Source organism: Caulobacter sp. LjRoot300 (assembly GCF_964253875.1).
Lineage (GTDB): Bacteria > Pseudomonadota > Alphaproteobacteria > Caulobacterales > Caulobacteraceae > Caulobacter.
The window spans coordinates 240715-253176 of the sequence record NZ_CAXUSA020000005.1; the positions used below are offsets into that span (position 1 = coordinate 240715).

Annotated in this window: 12 protein-coding genes; 3 read left to right on the forward strand and 9 right to left on the reverse strand. The window is 68.7% G+C overall.

Going from position 1 to position 12462, the window contains the following annotated elements; genetic code table 11:
• Positions 1 to 5 precede the first annotated feature (5 nt).
• From ACSQ2G_RS18405 to ACSQ2G_RS18415, 3 genes are all read right to left on the reverse strand, one after another.
• Entirely contained in the window at positions 6 to 2099 is a 2094-nt protein-coding gene (locus ACSQ2G_RS18405) for a TonB-dependent siderophore receptor (protein ID WP_436033326.1), read from the reverse strand.
• Between the two features lie 299 nt (positions 2100 to 2398).
• Complete coding sequence (locus ACSQ2G_RS18410) at positions 2399 to 3058, reverse strand: TetR/AcrR family transcriptional regulator (RefSeq protein ID WP_310082868.1); 660 nt, start codon at positions 3056 to 3058, stop codon at positions 2399 to 2401.
• A gap of 209 nt (positions 3059 to 3267) precedes the next feature.
• Positions 3268 to 3471 (reverse strand): UvrB/UvrC motif-containing protein, encoded by a 204-nt coding sequence (locus tag ACSQ2G_RS18415; protein WP_310082734.1) that lies wholly within the window; start codon positions 3469 to 3471, stop codon positions 3268 to 3270.
• A 112-nt stretch (positions 3472 to 3583) separates the two neighbouring features.
• Between ACSQ2G_RS18415 and ACSQ2G_RS18420 the strand changes: the two genes are divergently transcribed.
• Both ACSQ2G_RS18420 and ACSQ2G_RS18425 read left to right on the forward strand, forming a co-directional pair.
• Positions 3584 to 5041, forward strand: a complete 1458-nt coding sequence (locus tag ACSQ2G_RS18420; protein ID WP_436033328.1) for an MFS transporter — start codon at positions 3584 to 3586, stop codon at positions 5039 to 5041.
• A gap of 150 nt (positions 5042 to 5191) precedes the next feature.
• On the forward strand, positions 5192 to 6424 hold the full coding sequence (locus ACSQ2G_RS18425) for a class I SAM-dependent methyltransferase (protein ID WP_436033329.1): 1233 nt from the start codon (positions 5192 to 5194) through the stop codon (positions 6422 to 6424).
• A 77-nt stretch (positions 6425 to 6501) separates the two neighbouring features.
• Here the strand turns inward: ACSQ2G_RS18425 and ACSQ2G_RS18430 are convergent, their stop codons facing one another.
• The 4 genes from ACSQ2G_RS18430 to ACSQ2G_RS18445 form a co-directional block, all read right to left on the reverse strand.
• Positions 6502 to 7563 carry a Leu/Phe/Val dehydrogenase gene (locus ACSQ2G_RS18430; protein WP_436033331.1) on the reverse strand — a complete coding sequence of 354 codons (1062 nt, stop codon included), beginning with the start codon at positions 7561 to 7563 and terminating at the stop codon, positions 6502 to 6504.
• 221 nt (positions 7564 to 7784) lie between these two features.
• The gene (locus ACSQ2G_RS18435; RefSeq protein ID WP_436033333.1) at positions 7785 to 8816 is read right to left on the reverse strand and encodes a lysophospholipase; all 1032 of its coding nucleotides are present in this window, start codon (positions 8814 to 8816) and stop codon (positions 7785 to 7787) included.
• Positions 8813 to 9400: a uracil-DNA glycosylase family protein gene (locus ACSQ2G_RS18440; protein WP_436033335.1), complete on the reverse strand. Its 588-nt coding sequence runs from the start codon at positions 9398 to 9400 to the stop codon at positions 8813 to 8815. Before ACSQ2G_RS18440 ends, ACSQ2G_RS18435 begins: the two co-directional genes overlap by 4 nt.
• Before the next feature lie 51 nt (positions 9401 to 9451).
• Positions 9452 to 9760, reverse strand: coding sequence for a DUF3253 domain-containing protein (locus ACSQ2G_RS18445; RefSeq protein WP_436033337.1), 309 nt, complete (start codon positions 9758 to 9760; stop codon positions 9452 to 9454).
• 113 nt (positions 9761 to 9873) lie between these two features.
• On the opposite strand from ACSQ2G_RS18445, the gene ACSQ2G_RS18450 reads away from it, so the two are divergent.
• Complete coding sequence (locus ACSQ2G_RS18450; protein ID WP_436033339.1) at positions 9874 to 10323, forward strand: PaaI family thioesterase; 450 nt, start codon at positions 9874 to 9876, stop codon at positions 10321 to 10323.
• Positions 10324 to 10362: 39 nt separating this feature from the next.
• On the opposite strand, the gene ACSQ2G_RS18455 is transcribed toward ACSQ2G_RS18450, so the two are convergent.
• Positions 10363 to 10980 (reverse strand): glutathione S-transferase family protein, encoded by a 618-nt coding sequence (locus ACSQ2G_RS18455; RefSeq protein WP_436033340.1) that lies wholly within the window; start codon positions 10978 to 10980, stop codon positions 10363 to 10365.
• A 62-nt stretch (positions 10981 to 11042) separates the two neighbouring features.
• Positions 11043 to 12323 carry a NupC/NupG family nucleoside CNT transporter gene (locus tag ACSQ2G_RS18460; RefSeq protein ID WP_436033752.1) on the reverse strand — a complete coding sequence of 427 codons (1281 nt, stop codon included), beginning with the start codon at positions 12321 to 12323 and terminating at the stop codon, positions 11043 to 11045.
• Between the last annotated feature and the right edge of the window lie 139 nt (positions 12324 to 12462).

Sequence of the window (12462 nt, forward strand, 5' to 3'; positions counted from 1 at the left end):
CATCCTCAGAACGAGTAGGCCAGGCGCAGCGACACGCTGCGCGGCGCGGCGTAGTACGACTGGGTCCACATCAGGCTGGTCAGGTAGGTCTTGTCGGTCGCGTTCTTGACGTTGAGCGTGGCGCGCACCTGGTCGGTCAGGTCGAGGCCGGCCATCAGGTCGACGACGCCGTAGGCCTTCTGCTCGACCGGCGCGATGTCGACCATCGAGACGGCGCTCTGCCACCGCACCGCGCCGCCGATGGTCAGATTGCGCAGCTCGGGGAAGGTGTAGGTGGTGGTAGCCTTGAAGGTCTTGCGCGGCAGGTACTCGCGATCCTGGCCGTCCTGGCCCTCGACCTTCAGCTGGGTCCAGCCGGCGCTGACCGTCCACTGGTCGCTCAGCGCGCCGGTGGCCTCCAGTTCGTAGCCGGTCACCTTGGTGTCGAGGCCCGCATAAACCGTCCGCGTCCCGTTCATGCCGACGGCGAAGGCCAAATCGTCCTGTTGCGACTGGAACACCGCGCCGGTGAGGTAGAGGCGGTGGTCGAACCACTCGCTCTTGACCCCCGCCTCATAGGCCTTGCCATGCGCGGCCGGCAGGTTCCGGTTGTTGATGTCGCGCTCGGACTGCGGATTGAAGATGTCGGTGTAGCTGGCGTAGAGCGAGACGTTGGGGCTGAGGTCGTAGACCGCGCCGACATAGGGGCTGACCTTCTTCTCGTCGCGCGGCGTGTCGGCGCCGTAGGAATAGCCCTTGGACTTCAGCTTCAGGGCGTTGAAGCCTGCCACGACCTTCAAAGCGTCGGTGACGCTGAAATGGGCGGCGGCATAGAAGCGCGACAGGCGGTCAGTCTGGTCCGAGGCCTGGTACGCGCCGGGATAGGTCGGCTCGGCGACCTGCTGCGAGTCCCACAGGCCGACAGCGGGATAGAGGATCGTGTCGCCCGAGAAGTTCTCCCACTCCTTGCCTGTCGACTTGGAGGTCTGGCCGCCGACCACCAGCTGATGCGTGCGCCCGAACAGCTGGAACGGCCCCGAGGCGTAGGCGTCCAGAATGAAGTTCTCGTACTTGGACGGATAGATGCCGCTCATGCCCTTGACGCCCAGGCCGGTGATCGGATCGGGGTTGTCATAGGCGTAGAGCAGCTTGGCGTTCTCGTTGAAGCGCTTGTAGGTGCCGGTGGCCTTGAGCTCCCAGCCGTTGTCGAACCGATAGTCCAGCTCGGTGAAGGCCGTCTGGTCCTTGACGTTCCAGTAGGTCCAGTCGGCCGAGGTGGAGGCCGAGCGCGAATAGTCGACCTTCGTGCCATCCGCATAGAGCAGCGGCAGGGCGCCCCACAGCACGCCGCGCGAGCGGTTGTCCTGCAGCGCATAGCCGGCGGTGGCGGTCAGCTTGGGCGTGACGTCCCAGGCCAGCAGGGCCGAATAGACGTTGCGGTTGACGTGGTAATGATCGAGGTGCGAGCCCCGGTCCTCGTTGGCGTAGATCAGCCGGCCGCGCACCGTGCCCGTCGCGTTCAGCGGCCCCGAGACGTCGGCCTCCAGCCGGTAGTCGTCCCACGAGCCGTACTGCAGGGCCGCGTTGGCCTTGAAGGTGTCGGTCGGACGCTTGCGCACATAGTTGACGGTGGCCGACGGATTGCCGGTGCCGGTCATCATGCTGTTGGCGCCGCGCACCACCTCGACCCGGTCGAACAGCACGGTGTCCAGGTCGCCGAACTGGATGCCCCAGATCAGCGGCAGGCCGATGCCGTCGACCTGGAAATTGGTGATGTCGAAGCCGCGCGAGTTGTAATAGGTGCGGTCGGTCTCGACCTTCTCGACATTGACCCCGGTCACCTGGGCCAGCAGGTCGTTGACGCTGGTCAGGCCGAAGTTCTGGATCCGGGCCTGGTCGAGGATCGTCACCGACTGCGGCGTCTCGCGCAGGCTCATGTCCAGGCCGGTCACCGCCGAGGTGCGGGTGCGCGCCCCGGTGACCACCACGCCGTCCACCTGGTTCTCCACCGCACCGGCGTCGGCGGCGGGCGCGGTCTCTTCAGCCTGGGCGACGGCGGCGGAAGACAGGGCCAGGAGCGCGGCGCCGGCCATCAGCAGGGCGCGCGGGGAGGAAATCATGGACGGTCTCGCTTGCGAACAATAATGAGTCGCAAGTGCAATAGTAGGTAAGGGCGTGACCTGTCAAACCGTCACCCGGCGTTGCACGAGATTTGCGGGGTATTGGGTGCGAGGCGCGGACTCGACGGCCGGACATCGAAAGCCCGGGTTCAGTTCAAGGCGCGTCCAGGCGTCATCCGAAGCGTCGAAGAGGCATCCGCGACCCCGGGCCGGCGCGCTGTGGTAGTTCTGGGTCCCGGCCTTTCGCTTGGCCAGCCGGAACGACGATATCCAGGGGTGTTTCGATCAAGCCCGGAGCGTCAGGCCGAGAACCCCGCCTCGGCGAAGGCCAGCATGCGCTCCAGCAGGGCCTCGACGTCGGCTTCGCTGGTCGCGCCTTCCGACAGCACGTTCAGGCGGTCGAACTCGGCGAAGCGGTTGTTGTGCAGCATGCCCAGGGTGAAGTGCAGCCGCCAATAGATCTCCTCGGACGGCAGGTCCGGGCGGGCCTTGAGCAAGGCGTCGGAGAAGCGGCGCAGGTGGGTGACGTCGGTCTGCAGCACCTTGCGGATCTCGTCGGTGCCCTCGCTGCGGGCCCGGATCAGAAACTGCAGCGAGATGCGGCGTTCGTGGTCCGGCGCCAGCCACTTCAGCGGCGGCGTCAGCAGGGCGGCCAGGATCTCGCGCACCGGCGGACTGCCCTCGTGACGGTCGGTCGCCTCGTGCAGCTTCTTGGCCCGCTCGCGGTTCAGTTCGACCGTGCGCCGACGGAAGATCTCGTACAGCAGCGCGTCCTTGGAGCCGAAGTGATAGTTCACCGACGCCAGGTTCACGCCGGCCGCGGCGGTGATGTCGCGCACCGACACGTTTTGAAAGCCGTGCAGCGCGAACAGGCGCTCGGCGGCGACGAACACCAGGTTCTTGGTGACGGCTTCGTTGTCGGCGCCCTCGACGTCGGTTTCTGGCGCGGTGGTGACGATCGCGCCGTCGCTCTTCGGACTCACTACGGTATCCCCTTTACCTACGGGGAAGTCTTACGACCGTTCGAATTTGGCGCAAGCGTCAAGATGAAACGCCGACGGAGGAATTCTGGGGGCGGCGCCAGGATGGCGGCAAACGCTCTCGATTTCAGCGCCGCGTCCGCGTTTTGCGCGCTGGTCAGGAGTAATCAAGGCCGGCGGCGCGGCGGTCAGCCCGGGCCGGCCTTCTGCGCCTCGCGTTGCCTGAAGTAGGCGGCCTGCGGGCCATCGGCGCCGGGCTGCTCCAGGATCTTCAGATCGCGCCGGATCTGGTCGACCTGGGCGCGCAGGACCGAGGCGGTTTCGAAGTCCTCGGCGGCGACGGCCTGGGCCATCTCCTCCTCCAGTTCGGACAGATGGTTTTCCTGGGTCATCATGGGCTCCGGGCGAGCGCTGGACTCTGAGAACGCGCGAGACGCCGAATCGGAACCGCGGCTTGAGATCGGCGGCTTGAGATCGGCGGCGGGCGAGCGTAAGCCGCCCGTCGTGCCCACCGATCAGCCCGCTCCTTCGCCAGACCCGTCGGTTCTCGGAACCCGACTGATCTCCCTGGCCGTGGCCAGCGCCCTGCTGATGGAATTCATCGACTCCACCGCCCTGTCGACCGCCCTGCCCACCCTGGCGCACGCCTTCCGGGTCGATCCCATCCACCTGAAGCTGGCCCTGACCTCCTACATCCTGGCCCTGGCGGTGTTCACCCCCGCCAGCGGCTGGGCGGCGGAACGGTTCGGGGCGCGGCGGGTGTTCATTACCGCCATGGTCGTGTTCCTGGCCGGCTCGGCGCTGTGCGGACTGTCGCGGAACCTGGAGGCGCTGGTGGCCTCGCGGATCCTTCAGGGGATCGGCGGGGCGATGATGACCCCGGTCGCCCGGCTGATCGTTGTCGGCTCGACGCCCAAGGACAAGCTGATCCGGGCCATGGGCTGGTTCACCATGCCCGCCCTGGTCGGTCCGCTGATCGGCCCGCCCCTCGCCGGCCTGGTGCTCAGCGTCGCCGACTGGCCGTGGATCTTCTACCTGAACCTGCCGATCGGCGTACTGGGCATGACGGCGGTGATGCGCTTCGTGCCCCGGGGCCAGCCGAACAAGGAGATGGGCCGGTTCGACACCCTGGGCTTCCTTCTGTCGGCCCTGGCCATCAGCGGCCTGGTGGTGGTGGCCGAGACGGCGGGCCTATCGCTGCTGCCGTCCTGGGCCCAGGCGAGCGTGCTGGCGCTGTCCGTCGGCGCTGGCTGGCTGTACCTGCGCAAGGCCAAGGTCACGCCCCGGCCGATCCTCGACCTTGGCCTGCTCAAGCACCGCACCTATCGCGCCAGCCTGCTGGGCGGCGCGTTCGTGCGGCTGGGGATCGGGGCCAGTCCGTTCCTGCTGCCCCTGCTGCTGCAGGTCGCCCTGGGCTGGAGTCCCCTGAAAGCCAGCGCCGTCACCCTGGGGACCGGGGTCGGCACCCTGATCGCCCGGCCGTTCGCCGCGGCGGGCCTCAAACGCTTCGGCTTCCGCACCTCGCTGGCGGTGTTCGTGGTCGCCACGGCGATCCTGACCGCGGTTCCCGGCTTCTTCACCCTGGCGACGCCGATGGCGGTGATGGCCGGGGCCCTGTTCCTGGCCGGCTTCGCGCGCTCCAACCAGTTCATCGCCGCCAACACCATCGCCTATGCCGACGTGCCCCAGCCCAGGGTGGCCGCGGCCTCGACCCTGGCGGCTGTGAGCCAGCAGGTGGGCCTGGCCCTGGGGGTCAGCTTCGGCGGCCTGATGCTGCACGTCGCGCGCGGCCACCAGGCCCACCTGACGCCGGACCGGTTCACCTGGCCGTTCGTGGCGATCGGCCTGGTGACGCTGCTGGCCCTGCCGGTCTATCTGCGGCTGGACCGCGACGCGGGGGCGGAGATCTCGGGCCGGGTCCGCGCGACAGACCCCCTCTCCCAAAGGCCTTCAGACCGGTGACATCGGCGACAGGTGTTCTGAGACATCCGTGACGGTCGGGCCCCAGCGCTACTAGACGCGACATCCCGCGAACCTTGGCCACAATCCGGCCGTCATACGGCCGGCTGATGCGACCTTCTCGCCATCGCGCGCCAAGCCGGGAATTGTCTGATGGGGTTAGCCGCCGCCCTCCTGCGCAAGGGACTGGGATCGCTGGTCCGCAGCGGGAACCTGACGCTGGTCCTGCCGGACGGCGAACGCCTGACCTTCGGCGACGGGACAGGCGATCCGGTCGTCGCGCGGCTGACGGACCCGGCCGCGGTCCGCGCCCTGCTGCTGGATCCGGACCTGCGCACCGGCGAGCTCTTCACCGACGGGCGGCTGATCATCGAGACGGGGAACGTCTACGACTTCCTGTCGCTGATCCTGCGCCACGGCGGCGAGACCCCGCCCTCGGCGATCGTCAAGGCCATCGACCGGCTGCGCACCGCCACCCAGCTGTGGCGGCAGAGGAACGATCCGGGCCTAGCCCGTCGTAACGTGTCCCACCACTACGATCTGGGCGACGCGCTCTACGCCCTCTTCCTGGATCCGGACTGGCAGTATTCCTGCGCCTATTTCGAGCACCCAGGCCAGAGCCTGGCCGACGCCCAGTTGGCCAAGAAGCGGCACACCGTCGCCAAGCTGCTGGTCGAGCCGCATCACAAGACCCTGGACATCGGCTGCGGCTGGGGCGGGCTGGCGCTGTACCTGGCCGGCGTCTGCGGCGTGACGGACGTGCTGGGCGTGACGCTCTCCAGCGAGCAGATCGTCCGCGCCCGGCAGCGCGCCTCGACCGCCGAACTGGCCGAGCGCGCCCGCTTCGCCCTGACCGACTATCGCGCCGTGACCGAGACCTTCGACCGCATCGTGTCGGTCGGCATGTTCGAGCACGTGGGCCTGGGCAACTACGACCAGTTCTTCGAGACCTGTTTCGCGCGGCTGGCCGAGGACGGCGTGATGCTGCTGCACACCATCGGCTGCTCGGACGAGCCCAGCGTCACCAATCCCTGGATCACCAAATACATCTTCCCCGGCGGCCACCTGCCCTCGCTGTCCGACATCGCCAAGTCGGCCGAGCGCTCGGGCCTGGTCGTCACCGACATCGAGGTGCTGCGCCTGCACTATGCCGAGACGCTGAAGGCCTGGCGCGAAGCGTTCATGGCCCGCCGCGACGAGGCCGTCCGCCTGTTCGACGAGCGCTTCTGCCGGATGTGGGAATACTACCTGGCCATGTCCGAGACGGCGTTCCGCCACGAGCACGTGGTGGTCTTCCAGCTGCAGCTGGCGCGGCGGCAGGAGAGCGTGCCCCTGACCCGCGACTACATCGCCGCCGCCGAGGCCGCGCTCCGCGCCCGGGAGTAAGCCTGGCGCGGCGTTAGCAGGGGCGATCCCTTAACCTGCCACGCCTCGCGCGGGCCCGTCCTCTCCCAGGGGGCGACTCAGGAACGCGCCGCCGCGATGCGGGCGCGGGCGATCTCGTCGGCGACCAGGTTGGCGGGGCGCTTGTCGACCAGCGAGTGATCCAGCACCTCGCCCAAGGTCTGGGCCAGGCGGTCCAGCTTGGTGGCCACCCAGTCCGGGTCGAAGGCCGCGCCGGCTTCCAGGGCCCGGATCTCGCCGGCCACGTTGATGATGCCGCCGCCGTTGATCACGTAGTCCGGGGCGTAGAGGATGCCGCGCTCGAACACCGCCTCGCCGATGGTCTTGTCGGCCAGCTGGTTGTTGGCTCCGCCGGCGATGACCTTGACCTTCAGGCGCGGCAGGGTCGTGGCCGAGATCGCGCCGCCCAGGGCGCAGGGGGCGAAGACGTCGGCCTCGACGTCGAAGATGGCGTCGGTCGAGACGATCCGGGCGCCGGTCCTGGCCGCCACCTCGTCGAGGGCGTGTTGATTGACGTCGGCGATGACCAGCCTGGCGCCGGCGGCGTGCAGCTTCTCGGCCAGATAGGCCCCGACGTGGCCGACGCCCTGGATGGCGACGGTGACGCCGTTCAGGTCGCGGTTCAGGGCCCGCTGGACGCACAGGCGCACGCCGCGGAACACGCCCTCGGCGGTGACGGGCGACGGGTCGCCCGAGGCGGCCGCGTGGCCTTCCAGGCCGGCGACGTAGCGGGTGGCGCGGCGGGTGGCGACTAGGTCGGCCGGCGAGACACCGACGTCCTCGGCCGTCCAGTAGCGGCCGGCCAGACTGTCGACGGCGCGGCCGAAGGCCTCGAACAGTTCCGGGCTCTTCTGGCTGCGGGCGTCGCCGATGATCACGGCCTTGCCGCCGCCGAAGTCCAGGTCGGCCATGGCGTTCTTGTACGACATGCCCTTCGACAGGCGCAGGGCGTCGGTCACGGCCGCGTCCGCGCTGGCGTAGTCCCACATCCGGCAACCGCCGGCCGCCGGGCCGCGGGCGGTGGAGTGAACGGCGATGATCGACTTAAGGCCGGTTTTTTCGTCAAAGAACGCGTGAACGCCTTCGTGTCCCTCGAAATCCGGGGAATCGAACAAGGTCATGCCGTCAGTCCTGCCCTAGTCAGAAAGTTTGCGCGCGGTGTACGCTGGTGAGGGCTGGGTCACAAGGCCTCAACTCACCACATCCCTAAACCGCTCATCCCGGCGAACGCCGGGACCCAGATCCCAAAGCGGTGTGGAGGATTGGAGGGACTCAGCGTTCCTGGCGTCAACCACGCCGCCATTCCATCTGGGTCCCGGCATTCGCCGGGATGAGCGGATTCTTATTGTCTCGAAGCCTCCGACCGCACCACGTTCGGCGCGGTCGGCGCCCCGGGGATCGGCGGGGCGCCGGACGGCAGGTCGGCCAACGGGTCCTTCAGGAACGAGGCCGCGTCGGTCCACACCACCTGGGCCTGCCGGTCGACCAGCAGCAGGTGCCAGCCGTTGGCGTAATAGGCCGAGCGGTCGTCGGGCTTGAGCCGGCGGGCCGCCTCCATGGTCGGCTCCTTGGGGATGATATGGTCGTTGGCCCCGTAGAAATAGGCGATCGGGACCTGGACCTTGCCCAGCGACGCCCAGGCCTTCTCCATCAGCCCGACCAGGCCGTAGAGGGTGTCGGAGCGCGCGCCCCAGATCATCAACGGGTCGCGGCCCATGCGCCGCAGTTCGTCGATGTTGTCGGTCGGCTGGACGTTCTTGACCAGCCATTCGGGCGGCTTGACCACCCAGCCGCGCGTGGTGTGGGCCGTGATCCACAGGCTGGTCTTGTAGGGCAGCGGCTGGTTCGACCAGCCCCAGACGGCCGGCGCGAACAGCAGCAGGCGGTCGGCGGCCGGCGGCCGGTCCGAGGCCATGGCGACGATGGCCAGCGCCCCGCCCATGCTCTCGCCGGCCAGGGCGACCTTGGCCTCGGGATGGGCCTCGCGGACCAGGGCGACGGCGGTGCGGATATCCTCGATCACCAGGTCCGGCGGCGCCCAGACGCCGCGATCGGGCGAGCGGCCGAAGCCGCGGATGTCGATGGCGTAGGTGGCGATCCCCTGCCCCGCCCAGAATGGCCCGGCCAGGTGGAAGGCGTTCGAATAGTCGTTCATGCCGTGCAGGGCGACGACCACATGGGTGACCGGCTGCCCCTCGGGCGGCAGCCACTTCATCATGCCCAGCTTCTTGCCGTCGAAACTGAACAGGCCGTCTTCGTCCAGCCGGGGCCCGCGATAGCCCAGTTGACCCGGCCCTGGATGCTGGATGACGGGGGCGCAGGCGGCCAGGCCGGCCGCGCAGGTCGCCCCAAGAAGGAGAGTCCGACGGTTCATGTCCCCAGAATGCCCGCCACTCGGCGGCGAAGATAGGGCGTGACCTCGGCCTCGAACCACGGATTGCGCTTGAGCCAGCCGGTGTTGCGCCACGACGGGTGCGGCAGCGGCAGCACGCCCGCCTCGATATGGTCGCGCCAGGCGGCGACGGTGTCGGTCATGTTCGCCTTCATCCGCTCACCCAACGCCCAGGCCTGGGCGTGGCTCCCGACCAGCAGGGTCAGCTCGACCTTGGGCAGGGCCGCCAGCAGCGGCTTGCGCCAGAGCGCGGCGCAGCGCGGCGGCGGCGGATAGTCGCCGCCCTTGGGATTGGTCCCCGGAAAGCAGAAGGCCATGGCCGCCACGCCGATCTCGGGGCGGCCATAGAAGGTCTCGCGGTCGATCCCCATCCAGTCGCGCAGGCGGACGCCGGATGGGTCGTTGAACGGCAGGCCGGTCTCGTGCACCAGCCGCCCCGGCGCCTGGCCGCAGATCAGCAGGCGGGTCTCCGGACTGACCCGCACCACCGGCCTGGGCGTATGCGGCAGGTACGGCGCGCAGGCCCGGCAGGCGGCGATCTCGGCGAGAAGGAGGTCCAGCGGCATGGGGCTCAGGTAGCGCGCTGACGAGGCAAGGCAAGCTTGAGCGCTTGCGGCCTATGCCTCGCCGCCCTCTTCGCTGGCGGCGTCGTCGACGACGTCCTCGAAGCTGGTCGGATCGCCGTCCATCCGCAGGCGCAGCCGGTAGACGCCGCGGAATTTCTCCGGATTCACCGGCTTGTTGTGGCGCAGGATGACGATCTTGCCTTCGCGCGCCAGCTCGATGGCGTTGGTCCGCACATGGCCCAGCACCCGCTGCCAGCGCACGGGCTCGATGGCCTTGGCGACCGACATCGGGTCGATGGACTTGCCGGCGGCCACGGCGGCCAGCTGGGAGAGGATGGTGTCTTGGATCGGGGTGGTCATGGCCGGAGGGATGCCACGAATCCGTCAGCAGCGCGAGGGCGGCCGCTTGCCTCCGGCGCCGCGCCGCCTTAGGCCCTCAAGGACAACGCAAGGCGATGGCGAGGGGACCGACCATGGACGGCGGCAACGAGATCTGGGACGGCCCCAAGCTGGTGACCGACGGCGAGTGGGCCGGCTGGAGCACCTGGGCGGGCATGGACGCCTTCGAGGACCAGACCGGACCCTTCTATTTCAAGGAAGAGAACGGCGTCGTCCGCAGCGCTTTCCGCGCCGAGGCCCGCCACATGAACGGCGGCGGCTTCATGCACGGCGGCTGCATGATGACCTTCGCCGACTATTCGCTGTTCGCCATCTCGTGGGCCCACCTGAAGGACGTGCGGGCCGTCACCGTCAGCTTGAACGGCGAGTTCCTGGGTCCGGCCAGGCCCGGCGACCTGGTGGAGTCGACCGGCGAGGTCACCAAGGCCGGCGGCTCGCTGCTGTTCGTGCGCGGCCTGGTATCGACGGGCGGCGCGCCGATGCTGAACTTCTCAGGCGTGATCAAGAAGATCAGGACGCGATGACAAGATGGGGACAGGCGCATGCGCCTGTCCCCGCCCATACTAAACCCCCGCCTTCGCCGCCGGCCGGGCCATCATGCCCTCCAGCCAGCGCTTGACGTTGACCAGCTCCGGGTCGGGCCGGAAGCGGACCATCCGGGCGAAGTCGAGCGCCGTCGCCGCCAGGATGTCAGCGATAGTCAGCCGCTCGCAGGCGATGAACGGGCTGTCGGCCAGGCGCCGGTCCAGCATCGCCAGACCCTTCTCGGCGGTGGCGCGGCCGTTGGCGGCCAGTTCGGGGATCTGGGTCTCGATGGCCGCCAGGGCCGGATGGGCGTGACGCACCGCCATCATCAGCGGGGTGGCGACCATCATCTCGGCGCGGCGCGACCACATCTCGATGACCGCGACCTCGGCCGGGTCCTCGCCGAACAGGTTGGGCTGGGGATAGCGGCTCTCCAGATAGCGGCAGATGGCCACCGACTCGGTGATGGTCCGGCCGTCGTCCATCTCCAGGGCCGGCACGTTGGGCAGGCCCGCCCTGGCCAGGTATTCGGGCGTGCGGTGCTGGCCGCCGAAGATGTCGACGTCGACGACCTCGATGTCCTCGATCCCCTTCTCGGCCATGAACCAGCGCACGCGGCGGGGATTGGGCGCGCGGCGGCTGTCATAGAGCTTCAAGGCAAATCCTCCCGGCTTGCGACCGGGAGGATGCTTTGGTTCCGCAGAGGAAGGAAAGACCTTTAAAGCCCGAACCAGGCCCGCGGCATCAGGCCGATCAGCGAGCCGGTCAGGCAGGTGGCCAGGAAGCCGGCCATCATCGCCTTCCAGACCAGGCCCAGCACCTCCTGCCGGCGCTGGGGCACCAGCACCGAGAAGCCGGCGACGTTCATGCCCACCGAACCGATGTTGGCGAAGCCGCACAGGGCGTAGGTCATGATGATCCGCGTGCGCGGGTCCAGCAGCTCGGGGCCGGTCTTGGCCATCTGGATGAAGGCGGTGAACTCGGTGAGGATCAGCTTGACCCCCAGCAGGCCGCCGGCGCTGCCGGCTTCCTTCCACGGCACGCCCATGGCCCAGGCCAGGGGCGCGAAGATCACGCCCAGGATGCGGGCGATGCTCAGGTGCTCGCCGCCCACCATCGGCAGGGCGAACAGGATCTTGTCGACCATGGTGGCCAGGGCGATGAACACGATCAGGGTGGCGCCGACGTTCAGGGCGATCTGCAGGCCATCGGTGGTGCCCTTCATGACCGCGTCGATCGAGCTGCCATAGGTCTTGTCCTCCTCGGCCAGGTCCAGGTCGTCGGACTTCTCGCTGGGATCGCCGGGCACCATGATCCGGGCCAGCAGCACGCCGGCCGGGGCCGAGATCAGCGAGGCGGCCAGCACGTGGGCGGCGGCGTTGGGCAGCACGTCGTGCAGGATGGTGGCGTAGGCCACCATGGTCGAGCCGGAGACGCAGGCCATGCCGACCGCGATCAGCATGAACAGCTCCGAGCGGGTCAGGCGCTCCAGATAGGCGCGAATGAAGATCGGCCCTTCGATCTGGCCCATGAAGATGGTGGCGGCGGTGGCCAGGGCCGGCGGGCCGCGCAGGCCCAGGGTCTTCTGGAACAGGAAGCCCAGGCCCTTGGCCAGCCACTTCAGGATGCCCCAGTGCCACAGCAGGGCCGACAGGGCGCAGACCACCAGGATCACCGGCATGACCCGGAAGGCGAACAGGAAGCCGGCCCCCGGATTGGTCTCGGCATAGGGCGGGGTGGTGCCCGACAGGTAGCCGAACACGAAGTTGGTGCCCGCCTGGGTCGACGAGGCCAGGCCCTCGACCGCGCCGTTGACGCCCTGCAGCGCGTCGCGCATGGCTGGCAGCCGGAACAGAACGAAGACCAGGATCAGCTGGATGGCGATCGCGCAGACCGCCAGCACCAGCGGGAAGCGCCTGCGGTTCTCGGACACCAGCCAGCAAAGGCCGAGGATCAGCGCCACGCCCGCCAGGGCCTGGACGTTCTCGGGAAGGAAGATCAAGACGGAAGACCCTAAATGAGCGACGCACCCCCGCGACGCAGCCAAGGGACCAAATGACTATGAATGGGGGGCGCGGCGCAAGCGTAATGCTTGCCAAACCGCGAGGGTCGAGCGATCTGCCCCACCCTCGCGCCAG

What these genes read in the sequence shown, in the direction of transcription:
- ACSQ2G_RS18405 (WP_436033326.1), bottom strand. Translation starts at nt 2,099, where the DNA reads ATGATTTCCTCCCCGCGCGCCCTGCTGATGGCCGGCGCCGCGCTCCTG.
- ACSQ2G_RS18415 (WP_310082734.1), bottom strand. Translation starts at nt 3,471, where the DNA reads ATGACCCAGGAAAACCATCTGTCCGAACTGGAGGAGGAGATGGCCCAG.
- ACSQ2G_RS18425 (WP_436033329.1), top strand. Translation starts at nt 5,192, where the DNA reads ATGGGGTTAGCCGCCGCCCTCCTGCGCAAGGGACTGGGATCGCTGGTC.
- ACSQ2G_RS18430 (WP_436033331.1), bottom strand. Translation starts at nt 7,563, where the DNA reads ATGACCTTGTTCGATTCCCCGGATTTCGAGGGACACGAAGGCGTTCAC.
- ACSQ2G_RS18435 (WP_436033333.1), bottom strand. Translation starts at nt 8,816, where the DNA reads ATGAACCGTCGGACTCTCCTTCTTGGGGCGACCTGCGCGGCCGGCCTG.
- ACSQ2G_RS18440 (WP_436033335.1), bottom strand. Translation starts at nt 9,400, where the DNA reads ATGCCGCTGGACCTCCTTCTCGCCGAGATCGCCGCCTGCCGGGCCTGC.
- ACSQ2G_RS18445 (WP_436033337.1), bottom strand. Translation starts at nt 9,760, where the DNA reads ATGACCACCCCGATCCAAGACACCATCCTCTCCCAGCTGGCCGCCGTG.
- ACSQ2G_RS18450 (WP_436033339.1), top strand. Translation starts at nt 9,874, where the DNA reads ATGGACGGCGGCAACGAGATCTGGGACGGCCCCAAGCTGGTGACCGAC.